The organism is Aliiroseovarius salicola (genome assembly GCF_027891095.1).
Lineage (GTDB): Bacteria > Pseudomonadota > Alphaproteobacteria > Rhodobacterales > Rhodobacteraceae > Aliiroseovarius > Aliiroseovarius salicola.
In genome coordinates this window covers 156,520-177,551 of sequence record NZ_JAQIIO010000003.1, presented here as the reverse complement: position 1 = coordinate 177,551, position 21,032 = coordinate 156,520, and the positions used below count along the sequence as shown (strand labels likewise).

The 21,032-nt window shown below is 58.8% G+C and carries 19 protein-coding genes and 3 tRNA genes; 14 read left to right on the top strand and 8 right to left on the bottom strand.

Annotated elements, in window-relative coordinates; genetic code table 11:
* Nucleotides 1-25 precede the first annotated feature (25 nt).
* The 5 genes from dprA (at nt 26) to O2N63_RS07005 (ending at nt 5,608) form a co-directional block, all read left to right on the top strand.
* Nucleotides 26-1,189, top strand: a complete 1,164-nt coding sequence (dprA, locus tag O2N63_RS07025) for a DNA-processing protein DprA (RefSeq protein WP_271053542.1) — start codon at nt 26-28, stop codon at nt 1,187-1,189.
* A gap of 208 nt (nt 1,190-1,397) precedes the next feature.
* A complete protein-coding gene (locus O2N63_RS07020; protein WP_271053541.1) occupies nt 1,398-4,835 on the top strand; it encodes a pyruvate carboxylase in 3,438 nt (1,145 codons plus the stop codon).
* A gap of 76 nt (nt 4,836-4,911) precedes the next feature.
* Entirely contained in the window at nt 4,912-5,301 is a 390-nt protein-coding gene (locus O2N63_RS07015; RefSeq protein WP_271053540.1) for an MAPEG family protein, read from the top strand.
* Between the two features lie 117 nt (nt 5,302-5,418).
* Nucleotides 5,419-5,493, top strand: a tRNA-Gly gene (locus O2N63_RS07010).
* Nucleotides 5,494-5,533: 40 nt separating this feature from the next.
* Nucleotides 5,534-5,608: transfer RNA gene (locus tag O2N63_RS07005), tRNA-Gly, on the top strand.
* 184 nt (nt 5,609-5,792) lie between these two features.
* On the opposite strand, the gene O2N63_RS07000 is transcribed toward O2N63_RS07005, so the two are convergent.
* Nucleotides 5,793-6,167 carry a helix-turn-helix domain-containing protein gene (locus O2N63_RS07000; protein ID WP_271053539.1) on the bottom strand — a complete coding sequence of 125 codons (375 nt, stop codon included), beginning with the start codon at nt 6,165-6,167 and terminating at the stop codon, nt 5,793-5,795.
* 228 nt (nt 6,168-6,395) lie between these two features.
* Here O2N63_RS07000 and O2N63_RS06995 point away from each other — a divergent pair, with 228 nt between their 5' ends.
* From O2N63_RS06995 to hisH, 4 genes are all read left to right on the top strand, one after another.
* Nucleotides 6,396-7,283 carry a helix-turn-helix domain-containing protein gene (locus O2N63_RS06995; protein WP_271053538.1) on the top strand — a complete coding sequence of 296 codons (888 nt, stop codon included), beginning with the start codon at nt 6,396-6,398 and terminating at the stop codon, nt 7,281-7,283.
* Nucleotides 7,284-7,346: 63 nt separating this feature from the next.
* Nucleotides 7,347-8,063 (top strand): hypothetical protein, encoded by a 717-nt coding sequence (locus O2N63_RS06990; RefSeq protein ID WP_271053537.1) that lies wholly within the window; start codon nt 7,347-7,349, stop codon nt 8,061-8,063.
* A 316-nt stretch (nt 8,064-8,379) separates the two neighbouring features.
* Nucleotides 8,380-8,967: an imidazoleglycerol-phosphate dehydratase HisB gene (hisB, locus tag O2N63_RS06985; RefSeq protein ID WP_271053822.1), complete on the top strand. Its 588-nt coding sequence runs from the start codon at nt 8,380-8,382 to the stop codon at nt 8,965-8,967.
* A gap of 547 nt (nt 8,968-9,514) precedes the next feature.
* Nucleotides 9,515-10,153: an imidazole glycerol phosphate synthase subunit HisH gene (hisH, locus tag O2N63_RS06980; RefSeq protein WP_271053536.1), complete on the top strand. Its 639-nt coding sequence runs from the start codon at nt 9,515-9,517 to the stop codon at nt 10,151-10,153.
* A 92-nt stretch (nt 10,154-10,245) separates the two neighbouring features.
* On the opposite strand, the gene O2N63_RS06975 is transcribed toward hisH, so the two are convergent.
* Nucleotides 10,246-10,629, bottom strand: coding sequence for a DUF2147 domain-containing protein (locus O2N63_RS06975; protein ID WP_271053535.1), 384 nt, complete (start codon nt 10,627-10,629; stop codon nt 10,246-10,248).
* A 162-nt stretch (nt 10,630-10,791) separates the two neighbouring features.
* Here O2N63_RS06975 and hisA point away from each other — a divergent pair, with 162 nt between their 5' ends.
* From hisA to O2N63_RS06955, 4 genes are read left to right on the top strand one after another with little or no spacing between them, the layout of a single operon-like run.
* Nucleotides 10,792-11,511, top strand: coding sequence for a 1-(5-phosphoribosyl)-5-[(5-phosphoribosylamino)methylideneamino]imidazole-4-carboxamide isomerase (gene hisA / locus O2N63_RS06970; protein ID WP_271053534.1), 720 nt, complete (start codon nt 10,792-10,794; stop codon nt 11,509-11,511).
* Nucleotides 11,508-11,954: a lipocalin-like domain-containing protein gene (locus tag O2N63_RS06965; protein ID WP_271053533.1), complete on the top strand. Its 447-nt coding sequence runs from the start codon at nt 11,508-11,510 to the stop codon at nt 11,952-11,954. The genes hisA and O2N63_RS06965 overlap by 4 nt, the downstream gene beginning before the upstream one ends.
* Before the next feature lie 36 nt (nt 11,955-11,990).
* Nucleotides 11,991-12,788 carry an imidazole glycerol phosphate synthase subunit HisF gene (gene hisF, locus O2N63_RS06960; protein WP_271053532.1) on the top strand — a complete coding sequence of 266 codons (798 nt, stop codon included), beginning with the start codon at nt 11,991-11,993 and terminating at the stop codon, nt 12,786-12,788.
* 1 nt (nt 12,789) lies between these two features.
* The gene (locus O2N63_RS06955; RefSeq protein ID WP_271053531.1) at nt 12,790-13,101 is read left to right on the top strand and encodes a phosphoribosyl-ATP diphosphatase; all 312 of its coding nucleotides are present in this window, start codon (nt 12,790-12,792) and stop codon (nt 13,099-13,101) included.
* Nucleotides 13,102-13,178: 77 nt separating this feature from the next.
* Here the strand turns inward: O2N63_RS06955 and O2N63_RS06950 are convergent, their stop codons facing one another.
* From O2N63_RS06950 to rlmB, 3 genes are all read right to left on the bottom strand, one after another.
* Nucleotides 13,179-13,640, bottom strand: a complete 462-nt coding sequence (locus O2N63_RS06950; protein WP_271053530.1) for a CoA-binding protein — start codon at nt 13,638-13,640, stop codon at nt 13,179-13,181.
* Between the two features lie 240 nt (nt 13,641-13,880).
* On the bottom strand, nt 13,881-14,354 hold the full coding sequence (locus O2N63_RS06945) for a YHS domain-containing (seleno)protein (RefSeq protein WP_271053529.1): 474 nt from the start codon (nt 14,352-14,354) through the stop codon (nt 13,881-13,883).
* 95 nt (nt 14,355-14,449) lie between these two features.
* Nucleotides 14,450-15,232 carry a 23S rRNA (guanosine(2251)-2'-O)-methyltransferase RlmB gene (gene rlmB / locus O2N63_RS06940; protein ID WP_271053528.1) on the bottom strand — a complete coding sequence of 261 codons (783 nt, stop codon included), beginning with the start codon at nt 15,230-15,232 and terminating at the stop codon, nt 14,450-14,452.
* Between the two features lie 157 nt (nt 15,233-15,389).
* On the opposite strand from rlmB, the gene O2N63_RS06935 reads away from it, so the two are divergent.
* Nucleotides 15,390-15,473, top strand: a tRNA-Tyr gene (locus tag O2N63_RS06935).
* 83 nt (nt 15,474-15,556) lie between these two features.
* Here the strand turns inward: O2N63_RS06935 and O2N63_RS06930 are convergent.
* From O2N63_RS06930 to O2N63_RS06920, 3 genes are read right to left on the bottom strand one after another with little or no spacing between them, the layout of a single operon-like run.
* The gene (locus O2N63_RS06930) at nt 15,557-18,904 is read right to left on the bottom strand and encodes an error-prone DNA polymerase (RefSeq protein ID WP_408629792.1); all 3,348 of its coding nucleotides are present in this window, start codon (nt 18,902-18,904) and stop codon (nt 15,557-15,559) included.
* Entirely contained in the window at nt 18,901-20,391 is a 1,491-nt protein-coding gene (locus O2N63_RS06925) for a Y-family DNA polymerase (RefSeq protein WP_271053527.1), read from the bottom strand. Before O2N63_RS06925 ends, O2N63_RS06930 begins: the two co-directional genes overlap by 4 nt.
* Nucleotides 20,294-20,947, bottom strand: coding sequence for an ImuA family protein (locus tag O2N63_RS06920; RefSeq protein ID WP_271053526.1), 654 nt, complete (start codon nt 20,945-20,947; stop codon nt 20,294-20,296). The genes O2N63_RS06925 and O2N63_RS06920 overlap by 98 nt, the downstream gene beginning before the upstream one ends.
* Nucleotides 20,948-21,032 lie beyond the last annotated feature (85 nt).

Sequence of the window (21,032 nt, the reverse complement as noted above, 5' to 3'; positions counted from 1 at the left end):
ATTGGGCAAGAGACGGAACACAGGTATGGCCGCGGATTTATTCCCTTCTCCCCACCCCACCCCCTCACCCCTCAGTGCGGAAGATGAGCTCGCCTGGCTCCGCCTCTTGCGGTCACGCCGGGTTGGAGTGTCGACCTTTTACAAACTGCTCACGGAATATGGATCGGCCCAGACTGCGCTTGAGGCGCTGCCCGACGTGGCCCGCGCTGCTGGTGTGAAAAACTATCAAATCTGCCCGCTTTCTGAGGTCGAAGAGGAAATACAGCGGGGCAAGGATGCTGGGGCAAGGCTCATCTTTTATGGACATGAGCCGTATCCAGCCCAATTGGCTGAGATCCCCGACGCACCGCCGTTTTTATGGGTGCAGGGTGATCCCTCATATCTCAATAAGCCCATGATTGCCGTCGCTGGTGCACGTAATGCATCGTCGCTGGGGCTGCGCATGGCGCGCCGATTGGCAAAGGAACTGACCGAAGCGAATTATGTCGTGGTTTCGGGGCTGGCGCGTGGGATTGACACCATGGCACATGAAGCAGCGCTTGAAAACGGCCGGACCGTGGCGGTGATGCCGGGAGGAGTCGATCTGATTTATCCTTCTGAAAACGCAGATCTTGCCCATCGCATTGCCGAAAATGGTGTGCTCGCCTCTGAACAACCTGTGGGACTGTCACCGCACGCCCGGCATTTCCCGATGCGCAACCGGATCATATCCGGTCTGTCGCAGGCCGTGGTGGTCGTCGAAGCCGCTGCGAAATCCGGTACGTTGATCACCGCCCGCAATGCTCTTGATCAGGGGCGCGACGTGCTGGCGGTGCCCGGCCACCCCTTTGATGCCCGCGCCGCCGGGTGCAATATGCTCATTCGGGATGGTGCCACATTAGTGCGTCACTCCGATGACGTATTCGACGCGCTTCGCGGCGCATTTGCGCAGACCCATCCAAAAGTTTCCCGCCAAGATGCTGCTCAGTCGCAGGGGCCATCCCCTGCCCCGCACGTGTCGCGCAATCTGCCGGAAACCAGCAAGCTGCACGACTTAATCTTGGCGCGTCTGGGCACCTGTCCCCTGGCAGAAGACCAACTGATCCAGGAGCTGGGCCATCCGGCGCAGGAGTTGTCAGCGGAGATCGTTTCGCTGGAACTTGAAGGACGAATCACCCGGGCGGCCGGAGGGCTGCTGTCGCGTAGCTGAGCACATTCGAAACAGGTTGGCACCACACAATGGTAAAGAAAATTTACCAATTTGGCCCGAATTCCTGCAGAATTGTAACAAAACAGTTGCGCTGCGTTGCAGCATTCCCTACCAATCGCCGCATATCCAACGCGTCACAGTGCTCGCCTGACCCGGCGGAAACCGAGGCGCTTTAGACACCACTCATCGACACCGAGGGGAGATGCCGATGCGCGAGTTTCAAAAAATCCTGATTGCCAACCGAGGCGAAATTGCCATCCGTGTGATGCGAGCCGCCAACGAGATGGGCAAGAAAACCGTTGCTGTCTATGCTGAAGAAGACAAGCTGGGCCTGCACCGTTTCAAGGCGGACGAGGCCTATAAGATCGGTGAAGGCATGGGGCCGGTGGCCGCATATCTGTCGATTGACGAGATCATTCGCGTGGCCAAGGAAAGCGGGGCGGATGCAATCCACCCGGGTTACGGCCTTCTGTCGGAAAATCCGGATTTCGTGGATGCCTGTGAAGCCAATGGCATCACCTTTATTGGTCCAAAAGCCGCCACCATGCGCGCGTTGGGTGACAAGGCCTCGGCCCGGAAAGTTGCAGTCAAAGCGGGTGTTCCCGTGATCCCGGCCACCGAGGTTCTGGGCGATGATATGGACGCGATCCGCGCTGAGGCGGACGAGGTTGGCTATCCGTTGATGCTCAAGGCGTCATGGGGTGGCGGTGGTCGCGGCATGCGCCCGATCTTTTCTGCTGATGAACTGGAAGAAAAGGTTCTGGAAGGCCGCCGCGAGGCGGAAGCCGCCTTTGGCAATGGCGAAGGCTATCTGGAAAAGATGATCACCCGCGCCCGTCACGTTGAGGTGCAGATCCTTGGTGACAGCCATGGCGAGATTTACCATCTTTGGGAACGTGACTGCTCGGTGCAGCGCCGCAACCAGAAAGTGGTCGAACGCGCGCCAGCCCCCTATCTGACCGAAGAACAGCGCAACGAGATTTGTGAGCTGGGCCGCAAGATCTGTGCCCATGTGAACTATGAATGTGCAGGTACCGTTGAGTTCCTGATGGATATGAACACCGGCAAGTTCTACTTCATTGAGGTGAACCCGCGCGTTCAAGTGGAACACACCGTAACCGAAGAAGTGACCGGTATCGACATCGTGCAGGCGCAGGTGCGCATTGCCGAGGGCAAGACGCTGGCGGAAGCCACAGGCAAAACCTCGCAAGACGAGATCCGCCTGAACGGTCACGCCCTGCAAACCCGGATCACCACGGAAGACCCGCAAAACAACTTCATCCCCGACTATGGCCGGATCACCGCCTATCGCTCGGCCACAGGCATGGGCATTCGCCTTGATGGCGGCACCGCTTATGCGGGTGGGGTGATCACGCGTTACTACGACTCGCTGCTCGTTAAGATCACCGCACATGCTCAGACCCCGGAGGCGGCGATTGCGCGAATGGACCGCGCGCTGCGCGAATTCCGTATCCGCGGCGTGTCAACCAACATCGCCTTTGTGGAAAACCTGCTGAAGCACCCGACCTTCCTATCGAATGAATATACCACCAAATTCATCGACGAGACCCCGGACCTCTTTAACTTCAAGAAACGTCGCGACCGCGGCACCAAGGTGCTGACCTATATCGCGGATATCACCGTGAACGGTCACCCGGAAACCGAGGGCCGCGCCGCCCCCGCCGAAGGTCTGAAGGCACCAAAAGCTCCGGCCCATGGAACAGAGATCACACCCGGCACCCGCAACTTGCTTGAGGAAAAGGGCGCCGAGGCTGTGGCCGACTGGATGCTGGATCAGAAGAAGCTGCTTCTGACCGACACCACCATGCGCGATGGGCACCAGTCGCTGCTGGCGACAAGGATGCGCTCGATCGACATGATCAAGGCAGCCCCTGCATATGCCTCGAACCTGCCGGACCTGTTCTCAGTTGAATGCTGGGGTGGCGCCACTTTCGACGTGGCCTATCGCTTCTTGCAGGAATGCCCGTGGCAGCGTCTGCGCGACCTGCGCGAGCGGATGCCGAACCTGCTGACGCAAATGCTTTTGCGCGCATCAAACGGCGTGGGATACACCAATTACCCAGACAATGTGGTGCAGGCTTTCGTGAAAGAGGCCGCAAAGGGTATCGACGTCTTCCGCGTGTTCGACAGTCTTAACTGGGTTGAAAACATGCGCGTCGCCATGGATGCGGTGAATGAAAGCGGCAAGATCGTCGAAGGCACCGTCTGTTACACCGGCGACATCCTGAACCCGGACCGCGCCAAATATGACCTGAAATACTATGTCGGCATGGCGAAAGAACTGGAAGCGGCCGGTGCGCATATCATTGGTCTCAAGGATATGGCGGGTCTGTTGAAACCAGCCTCGGCCACCGCGCTGATCAAGGCGCTGAAGGACGAAATCTCGATCCCGGTGCATTTCCACACTCATGACACCTCGGGCATTGCGGGCGCAACCATTCTGGCGGCCTCAGCCGCGGGTGTGGATGCGGTGGATGCGGCGATGGACGCCTTCTCTGGCGGCACCTCGCAACCTTGTCTGGGTTCGATTGTCGAAGCCCTGCGCCACACTGATCGTGACACCGGCCTGTCAATCGAAGCGATCCGCGAGATCAACGATTACTGGGAGCATGTGCGCGGCCAATATGTGGCCTTTGAAAGCGGTCTCGCTTCACCAGCCTCCGAGGTTTATCTGCATGAGATGCCCGGCGGCCAGTTCACCAACCTCAAAGCGCAGGCGCGTTCGCTAGGTCTGGAAGAACGTTGGCCCGAAGTGGCGCAGAGCTATGCCGACGTGAACCAGATGTTTGGTGACATCGTGAAGGTGACGCCGTCGTCCAAGGTGGTGGGCGACATGGCGCTGATGATGGTCAGCCAGAACCTCACCCGAGACGAGGTCGAGGACCCGGATCATGACGTGGCTTTCCCCGATAGCGTCGTCGACATGATGCGCGGCAACCTGGGTCAACCCCCCGGTGGTTTCCCTGAAAGCATCGTGAAAAAGGTGCTGAAGGATGAGGCCCCCAATCTCGAACGCCCCGGCAAGCATCTGGAACCGATTGATCTGGAAACCACTCGCGCAGACCTGTCGAATGAGCTCAATGGGTTCAAGGTCGATGACGAGGATCTGAACGGCTATCTCATGTATCCCAAGGTGTTCCTGGATTACATGGGGCGTCACCGCACCTATGGCCCAGTCCGCACCCTGCCCACCAAGACCTTCTTCTATGGCATGGAACCGGGTGAGGAGGTCGAGGCAGAAATCGATCCGGGCAAGACACTCGAGATCCTGTTGCAGGCGGTGGGTGAGACCGACGAGAACGGCGAAGTTAAGGTGTTCTTCGAGCTGAACGGCCAGCCACGTGTCATTCGCGTGCCGAACCGTCTGGTCAAAGCCTCCACGACCAGCCGTCCAAAAGCCGAAGAAGGCAATGCCGCCCATGTGGGTGCGCCTATGCCGGGAGTGGTTGCCAGCGTGGCCGTGAGCGCAGGGCAAGAAGTTCACGAAGGCGACCTGCTGCTCACCATTGAGGCGATGAAGATGGAAACTGGGATCCATGCCGAACGCGACGCGGTTGTGAAAGCGGTGCATGTCTCTGCCGGTGGCCAGATCGACGCCAAGGACCTGTTGGTGGAACTCGAATAAGCTCTACCTACGTAAACCTATGCAATCACCCGGTCAGTGCCCATGCTGGCCGGGTGTTTCATTTTTGGAGTGTCTTATGAGCGTGACCGTCACCCCGATCTATGCGGGTCTTCTGGCCCTTCTGTTCCTGTATCTGAGCGCCCGCGTGATCCGCACCCGGCAGACCGAGAAAATATCGGTCGGGGACGCGGATAACAGGTTGATGATCAAAACCATGCGCACCCAGGCCAATTGCATGGAATATGTACCAATCAGTGTGATGATGCTGCTTCTCGCAGAGATTCAGGGCGCGCCCGGATGGGGCTTGCATCTTCTGGGTCTGATGCTTTTGACCGGGCGTATCATGCACGCAGTGGGCTTTGGGCGCACGCCGCAGATCATCCCACTACGCAAGACCGGGATGGCCCTGACGCTCCTGATGATCGCCCTGTCAGCGCTTGCAAATATCCTGCACGCGCTGGTTTGATTAGAATTGCGGAGTTTTTCGGGGCAATCCGCACTTTCTCGAAAAAAGAGGGGGGAAATTGCATTTTCCTCTTGCAGCCTTCGGCGGGATTTCATACATCACGCCTCACCGAAGGACGCGGGTGTAGCTCAGGGGTAGAGCGTTACCTTGCCAAGGTAAATGTCGTGAGTTCGAATCTCATCACCCGCTCCAATCGGCCATAGCAACAAGACCCAGGTTGCGTTTCATAGGTGCGGGTGTAGCTCAGGGGTAGAGCGTTACCTTGCCAAGGTAAATGTCGTGAGTTCGAATCTCATCACCCGCTCCAATCAAAAAAGCCTCCGATTTTCGGGGGCTTTTTTGTTGGCCAGATTTCACACGCAAAAAGGCGAACGAGGTTTCCCCCATTCGCCTTTCAGGTCCCACCCCATGCGCTAAAGACATATCTCAGGCATCGCTCGGACCGATCGCCGCACCCGGCTTTTGCCACCCGGAATACGGCGCAAGCATTCCTATGCGGACTTGCGCAATTCGCCACTGCTGCGCCCTGCCAGTTCCATGATCATCGTCTGGATCTGGTTGCGTACCGCTTCGTCAGTGATTGAGGACAGGGCCTTGGCCGCTTTGGCTGTCCGCTCATCAAGATGTTCGGACGTTTTTCCCGCGCCATCGTCGTAGCCTTCGAAAAAATAGGCCGGTTCAACATTCAGCAAGCGCGCGATTTCAAACATGCGACTGGCCGACACCCGGTTATGCCCCGTTTCATATTTCTGCAATTGCTGAAATGACAATCCAAGCTGCTCTGCAACATTCGCCTGCGTCAATCCCCGCAGCAGACGGATCTCTCTTACTTTTCGCCCTACGTGGGCGTCCACTGGATGCACCATTTCCTCACCATTTTCTTTGTTTCCCGTATAGCGAGAGTGTCATAAATGCATAAATTGGCAATTGATGAGGGATAACCGATTTTAAACCAACAATTGACAGGTGATGGGTGATTTATTTACCATTGAGCAACGTCAACGCTTGTAAAACAACAAGTTTAACTGAAAGATTGCCTTCCGCTACGTCAACCCCTATCCTCCAATTTACAACCTTACGGTCACCAAACCCCTATGCCTGCTGATCCGCCTCCCGCCCTCCTGTTTGAGATGATGCGCTCATTTGCAACGCTGGCGCGCACGCTCAACTTGTCTCAGGCGGTGCGTGAGCTGGGAAGCACCCGACAAACCCTGCGGCGGCATATTGCATTATTGGAGGAGTATAAGGGCGGGTCACTATTTCAGCTGGACGATCGACAATACAGCCTGACCCAGTTGGGCAAGGACAGCCTGGGGGAGGCCAATACACTCCTGGCCCGCTCCGAGGCGTGGTTGCACAATGAAGCAAGTCAGCGCAGTGGGCTTTTCCATCTCGCAGTTCAGGAAGGGTCCGTCCCTTATTTCCTGCAACAGCACCCTTTGTCGGAATTGTGGCGTACCAGCTCGGACCTGATGCGATGGGGTTTCCAGATGTGGGCCCGTTCCGAGGGAAGGATCGAAAGCAAAGCCTTCAGCGCGCTGCGACCCTATCTGATGATGTTCCGGCCCGCCGACGAAAACTGGATCTGCACCGAAGTTGGAGACAAGTCGTCATACGCAACATGGTTTGGCTGGACATGGGAACACAGCTCAATTGGGCGTAACATCTCTGAATTGCCCGGTGGCGAGGGATTTGCACGCCTTTTGACTGAGCCATTTCGGGACGTCATGAACACACATGGTCTGCGGCTTGACCACATCGTTACCAAAATGCAGCGCAACCCCGAAGTAGGGCTAGAACCCATATCATATCAGCGCCTCGCCATGGGATGCCGATTCCCCGACGGAAGCTTTGCCCTTGCGACGCTGGTAGACCGAACCCACAACATATTGATCGAGGGTCTACCAGAGCATATGCGCACAGAGATGCCAGTTGATAAAATCATGTCCATCAAACCACCCAAGGTAGATTTAACACCTTAAAATAAGACGTGAAAACACCCTTAGGTTATCTTCTCCCTATCAATGGTTGCAAGGGAGATACTTATGACAATCCACGATACTTTTACCGGCGCGCAATATGTGTCGGCTGTTCTCAACCTGACTGAAAGCAAGGGGCTGAGGCTCGAAATCGGATCAGATTTCGAGCATTACGCCGAGGTTCTGGCCAAACACCGCAAAGAGCAGGCACTTGGACAACCGTTCAATCCCGAGCGTCACGATCTGCATGATGACAACGCGTTCTGGATCCTTGGCTGGACCATGGAAGGAGAGCTTGTCCACACGCAGGCGATGCGCAAGTTTGAACTGGGTGGTGTGCAGCTGTCCGACTATCTGTCTTATAACTTCCGGGAATTCCCCCCCTCGGGAATGGATCTGGACATGGAGCGGTCAAGCTACCGACCGGGTCCGGGCGCACATCGGATCACCGGACAGGTATTTTACCATGGGGAGCTTTGGGTAAAACCCGACCAGCGCTTTCGCGGCACCGGCCTGCCCGGCATACTGGCCCGCTTTGCTATGGCCACCTGCGTACTGCGCTGGTCCCCGGATCATGTGTTCGGTTTCATGCCTGAACAACTGGCCTATCGCGGACTGATGGAACGTGAAGGCTATATGCATTCAGATCCGGGGGCTCTGACATGGCATAACCGGGACAAAACCGATCCGATGCGCGCCTTCATGGTCTACATGAGCCACGACGATCTGAGCTTTCTGCTCAAGCTTCCCACAGCAGAAACGCTTCCCTCTTTGGCCGCCTGACGTCAGAAGGTCGATATTTTCGCCGCAGCCAAATGTGGCGAAATCGCAGGCAGTCGGGATCCGAACGCGTTCTGGTAAGCGTGTTTCGTGCTGTTCGATCCCACTTCCTTACACTCTGGGTCGGCATGTCTGATGATCGTCCCGCCGCCCCGCACTACTCGCAGCCAGAAGGTTCTACGCCCCCGCAGACATGTCTGAATGGCTACTCCACGCCGCCTCACCAGAAAGTCACAGATCCACATGAAACACGATTTGCCCGCTTCCACGATGCGGTCGCCCCGCCTATAAAGCAGCAAACAAAGGAAGGGACATGCTGATGCGCGTCGCAAAAGTCAGCCGCAGCACCGCGGAGACAAAGATCAGCGTCGAGATCAACCTCGATGGCACAGGCAAATACGACAACCAGACCGGTGTGGGGTTCTTTGACCACATGCTGGACCAGCTGTCGCGCCACTCGCTCATTGACATGACAATCCGCGCCAAAGGCGATTATCACATCGATGATCACCACACCGTCGAAGACACCGGTATTGCGCTGGGTCAGGCATTGGCTCAGGCGCTTGGCGATAAGAAGGGGATCCGTCGTTATGGCGAATGCCACTTGCCGATGGATGATGCGCAGGTGCGCGCGGCGCTCGACCTGTCGGCCCGCCCGTTCCTGATCTGGAATGTGGATTTCACCGCACCGAAGATCGGCAATTTTGATACCGAGCTGGTGAGAGAGTTTTTCCAAGCGCTGTCGACCCATGGCGGGATTACCCTGCATGTGGATCAGATCCACGGCTTCAACGCGCACCATGTAGCCGAAGCTGCATTCAAAGCGGTGGCGCGCGCTTTGCGCATGGCGGTTGAAACCGACCCGCGTATGGCGGATATCCTGCCATCAACCAAGGGCGCACTCTGACATAGTGCCCACATAGGAACTCAGCTTTGTAAACCGCGCCCACCCGGCGCGGTTTTTTTATCAATGAGACTGAGGACACCCGGGTCACAACCGACGAAAGGTTGACCCGCACGCTCTGCAATCTTGGGGATATGCCCGGTTTGACCGGATCAGAGGCGCGGGCCAACCAATGCCCTCGGCATAGATCCAGCCCCCTGAGAAGAGAGCAAGATCAATAGCTGGCAATTGGCCAGGACTGCCGAGAGACCATTACAGGTGCCGCCAATAAGTGGCGATCCGAAACTCGTTACTATCCTGGCGCAAACACGCGCCAACCCTGCCAAAAAACACGGCATATCCATGCCGGTCAATATCTGAGTCGCCAACCTCCCCTAACATTAACTTGTTAAATTAAATAACCCCAAATCTGGGACTTAGACCCCGTGGTGATGATCCGAGCCAGCTCCTCAAGCCGGTTTTCCCATCCTCTTCAACATGCAGAGCGAACAGACAGTATTGACCCCGGCGCGGTTCTGGGCGAGATCAGATGCGCAACCCGGAGGACCTCATGCTCACCGTGATCATCGACTACGACAGCGGCAATCTTCACTCTGCCGAGAAAGCCTTTCAGCGCATGGCAGCGGAAACCGGCGCGGGAAGTGTGATCGTCAGCCCATCACCCGAAGATGTGGCCCGCGCTGACAGGATCGTGCTCCCTGGCGATGGCGCCTTTCCGGCCTGTAAGAAACAGCTCGATGATCATCGGGGTATCTTTGAGGCGGTGGATGAGGCGGTCATGCAAAAGGGACGCCCCTTCATGGGGATCTGCGTAGGTATGCAGATGCTTGCCACCGTAAGCCATGAATATGAAGATACGGCAGGGTTTGACTGGATCCCCGGCGACGTGGTGAAGATCACCCCGTCAGATCCCAGCTTCAAAGTGCCTCATATGGGGTGGAATGACCTGATCATTGACCATCCTCACCCTGTGTTGGACGGGATTGATACGGGCGAACATGTCTATTTCGTACATTCCTATCACATGACAGTAAAAAATCCGGCTCAGCGCTTGGCTTATTGCGACTATGCGGGGGATATCACGGCTATCGTCGGGCGTGACAACATCATCGGTACGCAGTTTCACCCGGAGAAAAGTCAGGCCACCGGTCTGAAGATGATTTCAAATTTCCTGACCTGGACGCCCTAGCCGGATACCTCAGGTCCGAACAGGAAAGCGCCGGGGCAAAATATACCCCGGCGCTTACCCCCGTGAGTGGTGCCGTGAGTGGTGGCGTTCGGTTACTTAACCCGTGTCCAGGTTTGCTTCTTGCAGATCACCAGCACGCAGCCTGAAACTTTCAGGACATCGCCAGCCAGCGACATTTTGGAATTGTATTCTTTGCCGGTCGAAGGCTGCCAGATCGTGCCCTTTTTGTAAGATCCACCACCCTGAGCCTTCATGCCCCAGACCAGGTTCTTACCGACATTCGGAGAAGAAATCTCGCCCTTGGCGTCAAATGCTTTGGCAATCACACCGCAGATCTCTGACCCGCATTTCGACATCTCGATATGCGCATAATGCCCGTCATCCACCTGCGTTTTCCAAGTTCCCAACACCGGGTCCGCCAGTGCCGGGGCCGCAATCCCAAAGCTGATTGCAGCGGCAACCATTAACTTTTTCATCTGTTTCTCCCTGAAACATGTCTTTGACTTTTGTTTTCGACATCCTGCCGGGGCATTTTTTCTCTGGCAACCTTGACGTGGCGGGAGCGCACGCTTGGCAAAGCCCCGCCGACATGGCAAAAGGCCCGCAATCTGCATCACGACAGCACATAGGAATATGCCATGATCCTCTATCCCGCCATCGACCTGAAAGACGGCCAATGCGTGCGCCTGTTGCGCGGCGAGATGGAGGCAGCGACAGTGTTCAACGATGACCCTGCCGCGCAAGCCAAGGCTTTTGCCGATGCGGGTTGCGACTGGATCCATCTGGTGGACCTCAATGGCGCCTTTGCCGGTGAACCCGTGAACGCGAGCGCTGTCGAGGGTATTCTTGCTGCCATCGACGTGCCCGCCCAGCTGGGCGGCGGCATTCGCGACATGGCCACCATCTCTACCTGGATCGAAAAGGGGCTCAGCCGCGTGATCCTCGGCACGGTTGCCGTGGAAAACCCCGATCTGGTGCGCGAAGCCGCACGCGAATTCCCTGGCAAAGTCGCTGTGGGCATTGACGCCCGCAACGGGCGTGTGGCGACCAAAGGCTGGGCCAAGGAAACTGACGTGATGGTCACCGATCTCGCCAAATCCTTTGAGGATGCTGGCGTGTCTGCCATCATCTATACCGACATCAACCGTGACGGCGCCATGCAAGGCCCGAACATCGAAGCCACCGCCGACCTCGCCCGCGCGGTCTCGATCCCGGTGATCGCTTCGGGTGGCGTAAGCTCGATGGACGACCTGATTGCGCTTCGCGACTGCGGCGTAGCGCTGAACGGTGCCATCTCAGGCCGCGCGCTCTATGACGGGGCGATTGACCTGAAAGAAGCGTTGGCGGTGCTCAAGTGACACTGACCGCCGCCCAGCTTGTCGGAACCTGGGCGCTGATCTCCTACCAGCTTGAATTCACCGACGGATCCTTTGCCGATCCTTTTGGTGACGCGCCGATTGGGCGTCTGCACTATGGTGAAGACAGGTTTATGGCGGCGCATATCATGGCCCCCGACCGCCCGCCGCTTGGTGACACTGTATCAGCCAGTGCAGAGGCTGCACGTAAAGCTCTTGCTGAGCACTTTTCATACTGCGGTCGATACTCGACCCGAGGCAACCGCGTGACTCACAGTGTTGAAATCAGTGTCTCTCCCGACTGGGTTGGACAGGACATGGAGCGTTTTGCCAGGATCGAGGGAGATATCCTGACCTTGTCCGCACCGGAAACAAGCTTTGGCCCCAAGCGGGGCGTTGCCGTCTTGACATGGCAAAGGCTTACATCGCAGACCAACAGCAACTAAACCGCTACCGACGCGGCGCAACCGATTGGACCGAACATGCTCAAGACCCGGATCATCCCCTGCCTCGACGTGGCCGAAGGCCGCACGGTGAAAGGTGTCAACTTCGTAGACCTGATTGACGCGGGCGACCCGGTTGAGCAGGCGCGCGCCTATGATGCTGCAGGCGCGGATGAGCTTTGCTTTCTTGACATCAAAGCCACCCATGAAAATCGCGGCACAATGTACGACCTCGCCACCCGTACGGCAGAACAGTGTTTTATGCCGCTGACCATCGGCGGCGGTGTGCGCAGCCCAAATGATGTGCGCGACTTGCTCTTGGCCGGGGCTGACAAGGTCAGCTTCAACTCCGCCGCGGTGGCCGACCCCGATGTGGTCGCGCGCTCGGCCGACCGGTTCGGGTCGCAGTGCATCGTGGTCGCCATCGACGCCAAGACCATCGGACATGACGAAAACGGCATCCCCAACAAATGGGGCATCTTTACCCATGGCGGACGCAAAGCCGCGCTGGATGCCGATGGTAACCCGATCGACGCGGTGGAATTTGCCAAGTTGATGGAAGCGAAGGGGGCTGGGGAAATCCTGCTCACCTCGATGGACCGTGACGGCACCAAAGCCGGTTTCAACCTGCCCCTCACCCGCGCCGTGTCGGACGCGGTGCATGTGCCGGTGATCGCCTCGGGAGGTGTGGGCACTCTTGATCACCTCGTAGAAGGCGTGACCAAAGGTGGCGCTTCTGCCGTTCTCGCCGCCTCGATCTTCCATTTCGGCGAATACACAATCCGCGAAGCAAAAGAACATATGCAAGCCGCCGGAATAGAAATGAGGCTCGACTGATATGGATATCCTGAAAACACTCGAAGCCACCATCGAGGCGCGCAAATCCGCAGACCCGGACAGCTCTTGGACCGCGAAACTCCTCTCCAAGGGCCCGGAAAAATGCGCTGAAAAGTTCGGCGAAGAAGCGATCGAAGCCATCATTGCCGCCGCCAAGAATGACCGCGAAAATCTCACCTACGAGGCCGCCGACGTGCTTTACCATTTGCTGGTCATGCTTGCCGCCCGCGACGTGGCACTTGATGACGTATTGACCGAGCTTGCGCGTCGCCAGGGCCTATCGGGCATCGCAGAAAAAGAAGCACGCAGCTAACCCACTCACCCGGAACAGCAGCCTTTTCTTCTGACGATAAATATCCTGGGGGTCTGGGGGCAAAGCCCCCAGCTTGTCTAGGCTGACAACTCTTGCAACTCGGCCAAAGAGCGATCCCCAAAGAGGCGCGGATATTCAATTTTCGGACAGCGATTTTCTATCACTTGAATGCCCCTCGCCTCTGCCTTCTCACGCGCATCAGCATTGAAAATATCCAACTGCATCCAGATCGTACGCAGATTAGGAAGCGCCTCAAGCGCGCCGTCCACAATTGGCCCTATTGCATCTGAATTTCGGAACAGATCAATCATGTCGGTTTCCGGGGGAAGCGATCGCACATCTGCGACAATCACCTCGCCAAACATCTCTTTTCCCGCCAACCCGGGATTTACACCAATCACCCGGTAGCCTTTACGCGCAAGAAATCCCGCCACACGATGGCTGGCCCGCTCAGGTTTGTTGGATACCCCTACAAGCCCAATCACACGAGTGGTTGTTAGAATATGCGCAAGGTGGGCATCGACATTCATCTGGTCCATATACTGCAATTATCACTGAACCACCTGTTTTCAATAGGCAAGTCGCAGGACGTGGCGTCGCAAGGCCACCACCGAATAAAAAAAAGCGCCCACAGCTTGGGCCGGGGCGCAGTTTTCGGAACGAGGGACAGTGTAAACGATAACGGGGTTCCGTCCCGCTATCTGATCAATACCTATGATTTATCGGCGAGGCTTAAAGATCAGCACACGACCCTGTGAAGAGACGTGTGCAGATGAGTATCAGCCATTCAGGATACCGGGCCAATTGGCATTGCCCTTGGCAATATTGCCAGGAATATCCTTCGACCAGAGTTCGCGGGCCCGCAGGCTGAAGTTCAGGTAAAGTTTGTCCTCATGCACGGTCCAGGCCTCTGGCACGGTAGGGGCAATATAGCCTTTGCTGGCAGCATAGGCGCAGTAGCCACCAAATTGCGGAGCATATTTATCAGGGTTTTCTGCAAACATGTCTCGGGTCTCGGCGGATGAGAACAACACCGTCGCTCCCATATATTCCAATGAGAAATCAGCATTCCCTGCGGTCGGCGCACCTTTGGTGAAATAAGCCACCGGATCATAACCGTCCCAGGCGATGCCATCTTCGGTGTAAACGGGTGCATTGGCCGCCATCGCCGGGTGGATCAGGGCAGCACTTGCAAGCGGGGCGGCGATTAGACCGGTCAGAAGGTTGCGGCGCGAGAGCATTAATTTCGACATGTAGGATCTCCTTTTCCCCACACAATCTGCCCTTATTGGCGGGACATTTCACCCCGCCTCACTCGAATGTCAGGATGAGTTGATCAGGGCGTTTGTCAGCGTGAGCTCCGGGTCGCATAAAGCGCCACAGCCGCAGCATTGGAGACGTTCAAAGATCCAAACTCACGCGCAAAGGGTATTTTCACCAGTTGGTCGCAGGTCGCTTTGGTCTTTTCACGAAGCCCCGGCCCTTCAGCCCCCAGCACAAGCGCTACGGGACGGTCGGGGAAATTGCCCAACGCGGTTTCGATGGTCTCATCGGCCTCTCCATCCATCCCCAGCACCACATATCCCATCGCCTTCAGCTCTTCCATCGCTTCGGCCAGATTGCGGATGCGTACATAGGGCTGACGTTCCAGCGCACCAGATGCCGTTTTGGCCAGCGCCCCGGTTTCGGGTGCCGATCCACGCGCGGTGCCGACCACTGCATTGGCACCGAACACTTCTGCCGAGCGGAGAATGGCACCCACGTTATGTGGATCGGTCACACGATCCAAAAGCACCATGATCGGCAGCCCCTCGCCCGCATCCACTGCACGGTCGGCAAGACTGCCCCATTTCAGGGGCTTCACTTCCAAAGCGGCCCCCTGATGCACCGATTGCGGATCCAGCACTTTGGGGAATTTGCGCGGGTCCACCATTTCCGGCGCCATGCCGCTTTCGCCAATCGCATCCGCCAGCTTGTCAGACGCGTTTTTCGTCACGATGAGTCGCAGCTTTTCCCGCTTCGGGTTCAAAAGCGCATCCCGCACCGCGTGCAAGCCAAACAGCCAGACGGTTTCCGCCGCCGCTGCCTTTTTCGCCTTTTCCTTTTCCACCGCCCATTTGGGTTTTTTCATGACCCTGTCCGCCCTCTGCGCCCAATAAAATAAAGAGACCCGGACAATGCGGCGAAGCGCGTCGAGAGACAAGCCAAATTCGGTGCTTTTTCGGCTTGACCCCCGCGATGTGGCGGTTTAATCAGCCTCCATTCCAGCGCTGAGGCGCAAAGGAAGTGGGCGACAGGCCGCAAGGTGTGGCAGGGGACTGTAACTCCCTCGCGGAGACGCACGCTTGGTTCGATTCCAAGGTCGCCCACCACTTCCCCCCCGACATTTCAGGATATGGCAGTCGCGAGCAGTGTGTTTGTGACATAGCACCCTTCTGTGCGACGCGTCCCTTCCTCAATGAAAATCTCGGCTGGGAAACAGCCGTTTTGCCTGTTCGCGCGGGTGGCGGGCTGCGGCTGGTTTCTGGCGAGGGCGCGGGGCTTCGTCGGCTTGCGGCAGGGTCTCTCCGATCACCTCGGGCATCGGGTGGCCCAGTTCGGCAAGCTTGTCTGACAGGTCCTCAACCTGTTGCGCGATCAGATGCACGACGATCCCCTCGCGCTGCAGATAGCCGGTGACTTTAAGCAGTCGCCCACCGATAACGGCAACACGGAATTTCTCGTAAACCTTTGGCCAGACAACCACATTGCAGACCCCGGTCTCATCCTCCAGCGTCAGGAAAATCACCCCCGACGCCGTGCCGGGCCGTTGCCGTGTGATCACCAGACCGGCGACCGACACCCGCCCCAAAGGCACCTTGTTCAACCGGTCATGCGGGGTGAGGCCCGGCAGGCGCGGACGCAAAAGTTCCACCGGATGGGCACGCAGGGACAGGCGCATCGAGACGTAATCCTCAACCACCTCTTCGCCCAGATTCATGGTCGGCAGATCCACATCGGGTTCATACACCGCTTCCCCATCCATCGGATCATCCAGAAGCGGCAGGGGCTTATCGGACCGGATCGATTTGATCTGCCACAGCGCATCACGGCGCGTCAGCCCCATGCCGGTGAAGGCGTCCGCCTCGGCCAACCGTTCCAGCGGCGCGGGGCCAATCCCGGCCCGGCGCCAAAGAGTCTGCACATCGTGATACCCATTGCCCCGCGCGGCCACAATCCAACCCGCATCCTCCTCACGAAACCCTTTGATCTGACGAAACCCGAGTCTGAGCGCCAGTGTGCCATCCGCGCGCCGCTCCAGCCGGTTGTCCCAGTCGGAGGCATTCACGCAGATGGGCCGGATCTCGATCCCATGCTCCCGCGCATCCCGTACGATCTGGGCAGGCGCATAGAATCCCATCGGTTGAGAGTTCAGCAACGCACAGGCAAATTCCGCCGGGTGGTGGCATTTCAGCCAGGACGAGACATAGGTGAGCATGGCAAAGGCCGCCGCGTGGCTTTCCGGGAAGCCATATTCGCCAAACCCCTCGATCTGGCTGAAACAGCGATCCGCGAAATCTTCGGTATAGCCGCGATTGAGCATACCCCGAGTGAACCGGTCCCGGAACGTGCCGATGGTGCCCATCTTGCGGAAAGTGGCCAGCGAGCGGCGCAGGTGGTCGGCCTCTTCGGGGCTGAACCCCGCCCCCACTACGGCGATCTGCATCGCCTGTTCCTGAAACAGTGGCACCCCATTGGTCTTGCCAAGCACGGCCTTAAGCTCCTCGGATGGAAATTCAACCTTTTCAAGTCCCTGGCGACGCTTGATATAGGGATGCACCATACCGCCCTGAATGGGACCGGGGCGCACGATGGCCACCTCAATCACCAGATCGTAGAATTTGCGCGGTTTCATCCGGGGCAGGAAATTCATCTGGGCGCGACTTTCCACCTGAAAGACCCCCACCGCATCGGCCTTGCAGAGCATGTCATAGGTGGCGGTATCATCCTGCGGCACGGTGGCAATCGTCAGCTCCGGGCCGCCAAAACCCGCCACTTCGGCAAAACATTTGCGGATGCAGGTCAGCATGCCCAAGGACAGCACATCGACCTTGAGGATGCCCAGCGTGTCGATATCATCCTTGTCCCATTCGATCACCGTACGATCTTCCATTGCGGCATTTTCCACCGGCACCAGCTCATCCAACCGTCCCCGTGTGATGACAAACCCGCCCACATGCTGGCTGAGGTGACGGGGGAATCCGATGATTTCGCTGATCAGCCGCAGGGTCATGGCAAGGCGCGGATCTTCCGGGTCTAGCCCCACTTCCCGCACCCGGTCTTCGTCCACACCACGCGACGATGATCCCCACATGCGGCCCGAGATATGACCCAGCACGTCCTGGCTCAGCCCCATCACCTTGCCCACCTCACGGATCGCGGCACGGGAGCGGAAATGGATCACCGTGGCACAGAGCCCGGCGCGATGGCGGCCATAGGTGTCATAGATATGCTGGATCACCTCCTCGCGCCGTTCATGTTCAAAATCCACGTCGATGTCCGGGGGTTCGCCGCGATGTTCCGAGACAAACCGCTCCACCACCATGGTGATGGTTTCCGGCCCCACATCGGTGATGCCCAACAGGTAACAGATGATCGAATTGGCGGCAGACCCACGCCCCTGACAAAGGATCCTCTGCGATCTGGCGAATTGCACAATATCATGCACGGTCAGGAAATAAGTGGGGAAATCAAGGCGCTTGACGAGTTTTAACTCCTTCTCCAACTGTGCTCGTGCCTTGTCGCTGGCCCCTTGGGGATAGCGACGGGCCAGCCCTTCATGGGCCAGTCGAGAGAGCCGCGCCATTGGATCCTCTCCGCCACCGATCTCATCCGGGTATTCATAGCTGAGTTCGGAAAGGTCAAAGCCACACCGCGCCGCAATCTCTCCGGTGCGACGCAGGGCGGCAGGGTGGCGATGGTAAAGCCGGGCCATATCGGAAGGCCGCTTCAGGCGACGTTCAGCATTGGGCAGCGCACGGGTGCCGATTGTATCGATGGTCAGCCCCTCGCGCACGCAAGTCAGCACATCCGCAAGTTTTCTGCGGGATCCGTGATGCATCATCACATCCCCCACTGCCACCATCGGCGCGGCGGTCTGGTGCGACAGGCGCAGACAGGCATCGAACCACCCCTGATCCGACCCGTCATAGCGCGGGGCGGCCCCGAGATAGACATGGCCCGGATAGCGTCGCGCCATGCGGCGGATCGGCTCGGCATGGTGTGTATCAGGCGGCAGGGCGATCAGGGTCATACCCGCACAGCCGTCCAGAAGATCGCGCAGGGTCAGATGGCACGCGCCCTTTTCGGCCCGGCGCTTACCAAGGGTCAGAAGGCGGCACAGGCGGTGATAGGCGGCGCGATCCCGTGGCAGGGCGACCCAGTCCACTGGGCTGTCCTTAAGCACGAGACGCGCGCCCACGATAAGCTTGGGCAGGCGCAGGTTTTCGGGTCGGATAAGCACGCCACCCTCCGTGATCTCTTGCCGCGAGGACGGATCAACCCGCCGCTCTGATCGGATCCGGATCCCCTCTTCCGTTTGCCGCCGCAGCTCTTTCAGTGCCGCAAACGCCCGCACCACCCCGGCCAGCGAATTGCGGTCGGTGATGGCGATCGCGGAGAGGCCCAGTTCGGTGGCACGAGTCACCATCTCTTCCGGGTGCGAGGCGCCGGTCAGGAAGGTGAAATTCGTCATCACGCAGAGCTCGGCATAGGGCATCCCCTCATGCGGCAGGAAGGGGGGGTGATCTGTCGGATCGCTCATGCAAACGCCCCCTGCACAAACCAGCCGGGGTTTTGCGGCGTGTGATAAAGCCACAACCTGCGCCCCTGCCGGGTTTCAATCCGCCAGTAATCGCGCACACCACGCTGCCACGCCTCATCCTCAAGCCACCATTCCGGGGCAATCCGCTCTGGCCCCGTGGCCCGCGCCACTGAAAGCGCCATGCGCCGCCAGCGAAACCGAATGGGCGGGGTAGCACCCTGCCCGGCAATCGGTTCCGGTGGGAAAAGCTGCAAGGGGCGCGGGTGGCTGACAGACCAGCCGGGGTCCGGCGCGGACCATGCGGCGGGAGCAACCAGAAAACTGCGTTCGGGAATATGGCTGTCGGCAGGCAGAAAGCGGCGAATGTTTTCCAGCCCAACCCGGTTGCCAAGCCGCGTCACAAGGTCGGCCACCCCGTCCTGGCGGCTCTCTTGCAAGCGGGTGAGCTGTTCGGTGGGCAGCGCCTCGACCTCTCGGGCCAGCAGCCGCATCTGGTCAATGCCAAAGCCTGCATCCAGCTCGCCCACCCCGCGTTCAAACAGCGGCAGGATCCGGTGCGGATCGCGCATTGGGCGGGCAAGGCGCAGGTCGACCTCCTGCGCGCCGCGATCCACCCGGCGACAGATCAGCACCATGCGCCGCGCGCCCATCTCATACCGGGCAAGCCGGTCGCAAAGCTGCGGCAACAGGCGTTCCAGCCCGGCCATCACATCTGCGGTCAGTCCAATCGGTTCGGGCAGGGTCAGGCGGGTGGCAAAATGGGGCGCCTGGCCCTCGGGCGAAAGCGCCTCGCCCTGATCGCCCAGCGCCTGATCAAGCCGCATCAGAACCCCGCCACCAAAGCGCTGCCCCAAGGTGGCGCGGGGCAGATCCATCAGTTGTCCTATGGTTTTGAGACCCAGCCGCTGCAGGGTGACCACCTCTTTGGGATCAAGGCGCAGCCCCGCCACGGGAAGGGCCACAAGGGCGGCGCTTGTGCCCCCCACCGGGGCCACCCCTTCGCCATAGCGCGCCAGCGCCCAGGCCGCCCCGCGGGTATCGGCCAGACCCAGACGGGTGGTCATCCCCACACGGGACAATCGCGCACGCAGATCCGCCAGAAGTGCCGTTTCGCCCCCCATCAAATGGGCGGATCCGGTGATATCCAGAAGCAACCCATCCGCCCCATCGCGCGCCACCCAGGGGCAGTAACGCTGCGCCCAGCGGGCCAGCCCCAGCAGGAACCGCGCATCCCCATGCTCGTCCCGAATGCCCGTGCGCAGATCAGGGCAAAGCGCGCGTGCATCTGACAGGCCCATGCCACGGGACAGCCCCGCCTGTTCACCTGCGGCGTTCAGGCAGACCACCCGGTTGGCATTGGCCTCTTGCGCGGTGATGGCAAAGGGACCGTCAGAGGGGAAGCGGCGCAGATACCGCTCGCTCGCCAGACGCGGCAACCACAGAGAGATGACCCGTTTTTCCGGTGTGAATGTCAGCGTATTCATCATGCCTGTCCTCCTTCCCAGAGAGGGTCCACATCACATCCCAGGCAGGTGTTGCGCCTGCCTTGTTCTTGACCAGCGACCAGCGCCAGCGCGGTGGCCCCGGCCGGTGATCCGAGAGCGTGGTCTGCGCAGGCGGCAGAGGCTCTGCCCGCCACCGGGTCTGGGCCGCGTTGGAGCCTTTGCCCTCGGGGATGATCACCAGCCCCGTCACCCGCCCGGCCTCAGCCGCCAGTTGCAAGCGCCGTCCGGCCTTGAGCGACAGCGCCTCGGAAACCTCAGCAACCACCAGCGCCACAGAGCCGGATCGCAGCGCCTCTTCCATCGCCGCCAGGAGATCGGTCGGGCTGGGCGCATGGACCATCAACAGCTTGCTCGGATCGCAAAAGGGAAAGATCCCCAACGGGTTGAGCGTATCTGACCGCCAGGCCTCGATCAGCCACACCACATCCCCCTTCAGCCGCCCAGCCAAGAGGGCGGCAAAGGCATGTGCCCCTGCCCCGGTCACCTCATGGGTGCGACCGCGCCGGGGCGGAAAGAGGTCCGCGAATCGTGTCGACATACCCCATTATGTTCCCGTTTTGTTCTCTCCACAATATCTCGAACTACAGATGGGTGCCAAGGGCGGGGTCTTGCCAAGCACCCGA

What these genes read in the sequence shown, in the direction of transcription:
- O2N63_RS06920 (WP_271053526.1), bottom strand. Translation starts at nt 20,947, where the DNA reads ATGTCGACACGATTCGCGGACCTCTTTCCGCCCCGGCGCGGTCGCACC.
- hisA (WP_271053534.1), top strand. Translation starts at nt 10,792, where the DNA reads ATGATCCTCTATCCCGCCATCGACCTGAAAGACGGCCAATGCGTGCGC.
- rlmB (WP_271053528.1), bottom strand. Translation starts at nt 15,232, where the DNA reads ATGAAAAAACCCAAATGGGCGGTGGAAAAGGAAAAGGCGAAAAAGGCA.
- O2N63_RS06930 (WP_408629792.1), bottom strand. Translation starts at nt 18,904, where the DNA reads ATGAGCGATCCGACAGATCACCCCCCCTTCCTGCCGCATGAGGGGATG.
- O2N63_RS06955 (WP_271053531.1), top strand. Translation starts at nt 12,790, where the DNA reads ATGGATATCCTGAAAACACTCGAAGCCACCATCGAGGCGCGCAAATCC.
- hisF (WP_271053532.1), top strand. Translation starts at nt 11,991, where the DNA reads ATGCTCAAGACCCGGATCATCCCCTGCCTCGACGTGGCCGAAGGCCGC.
- O2N63_RS06990 (WP_271053537.1), top strand. Translation starts at nt 7,347, where the DNA reads ATGACAATCCACGATACTTTTACCGGCGCGCAATATGTGTCGGCTGTT.
- O2N63_RS07020 (WP_271053541.1), top strand. Translation starts at nt 1,398, where the DNA reads ATGCGCGAGTTTCAAAAAATCCTGATTGCCAACCGAGGCGAAATTGCC.
- hisH (WP_271053536.1), top strand. Translation starts at nt 9,515, where the DNA reads ATGCTCACCGTGATCATCGACTACGACAGCGGCAATCTTCACTCTGCC.
- O2N63_RS06945 (WP_271053529.1), bottom strand. Translation starts at nt 14,354, where the DNA reads ATGTCGAAATTAATGCTCTCGCGCCGCAACCTTCTGACCGGTCTAATC.
- hisB (WP_271053822.1), top strand. Translation starts at nt 8,380, where the DNA reads ATGCGCGTCGCAAAAGTCAGCCGCAGCACCGCGGAGACAAAGATCAGC.
- dprA (WP_271053542.1), top strand. Translation starts at nt 26, where the DNA reads ATGGCCGCGGATTTATTCCCTTCTCCCCACCCCACCCCCTCACCCCTC.
- O2N63_RS07015 (WP_271053540.1), top strand. Translation starts at nt 4,912, where the DNA reads ATGAGCGTGACCGTCACCCCGATCTATGCGGGTCTTCTGGCCCTTCTG.
- O2N63_RS06950 (WP_271053530.1), bottom strand. Translation starts at nt 13,640, where the DNA reads ATGGACCAGATGAATGTCGATGCCCACCTTGCGCATATTCTAACAACC.
- O2N63_RS06975 (WP_271053535.1), bottom strand. Translation starts at nt 10,629, where the DNA reads ATGAAAAAGTTAATGGTTGCCGCTGCAATCAGCTTTGGGATTGCGGCC.
- O2N63_RS06995 (WP_271053538.1), top strand. Translation starts at nt 6,396, where the DNA reads ATGCCTGCTGATCCGCCTCCCGCCCTCCTGTTTGAGATGATGCGCTCA.
- O2N63_RS07000 (WP_271053539.1), bottom strand. Translation starts at nt 6,167, where the DNA reads ATGGTGCATCCAGTGGACGCCCACGTAGGGCGAAAAGTAAGAGAGATC.
- O2N63_RS06925 (WP_271053527.1), bottom strand. Translation starts at nt 20,391, where the DNA reads ATGATGAATACGCTGACATTCACACCGGAAAAACGGGTCATCTCTCTG.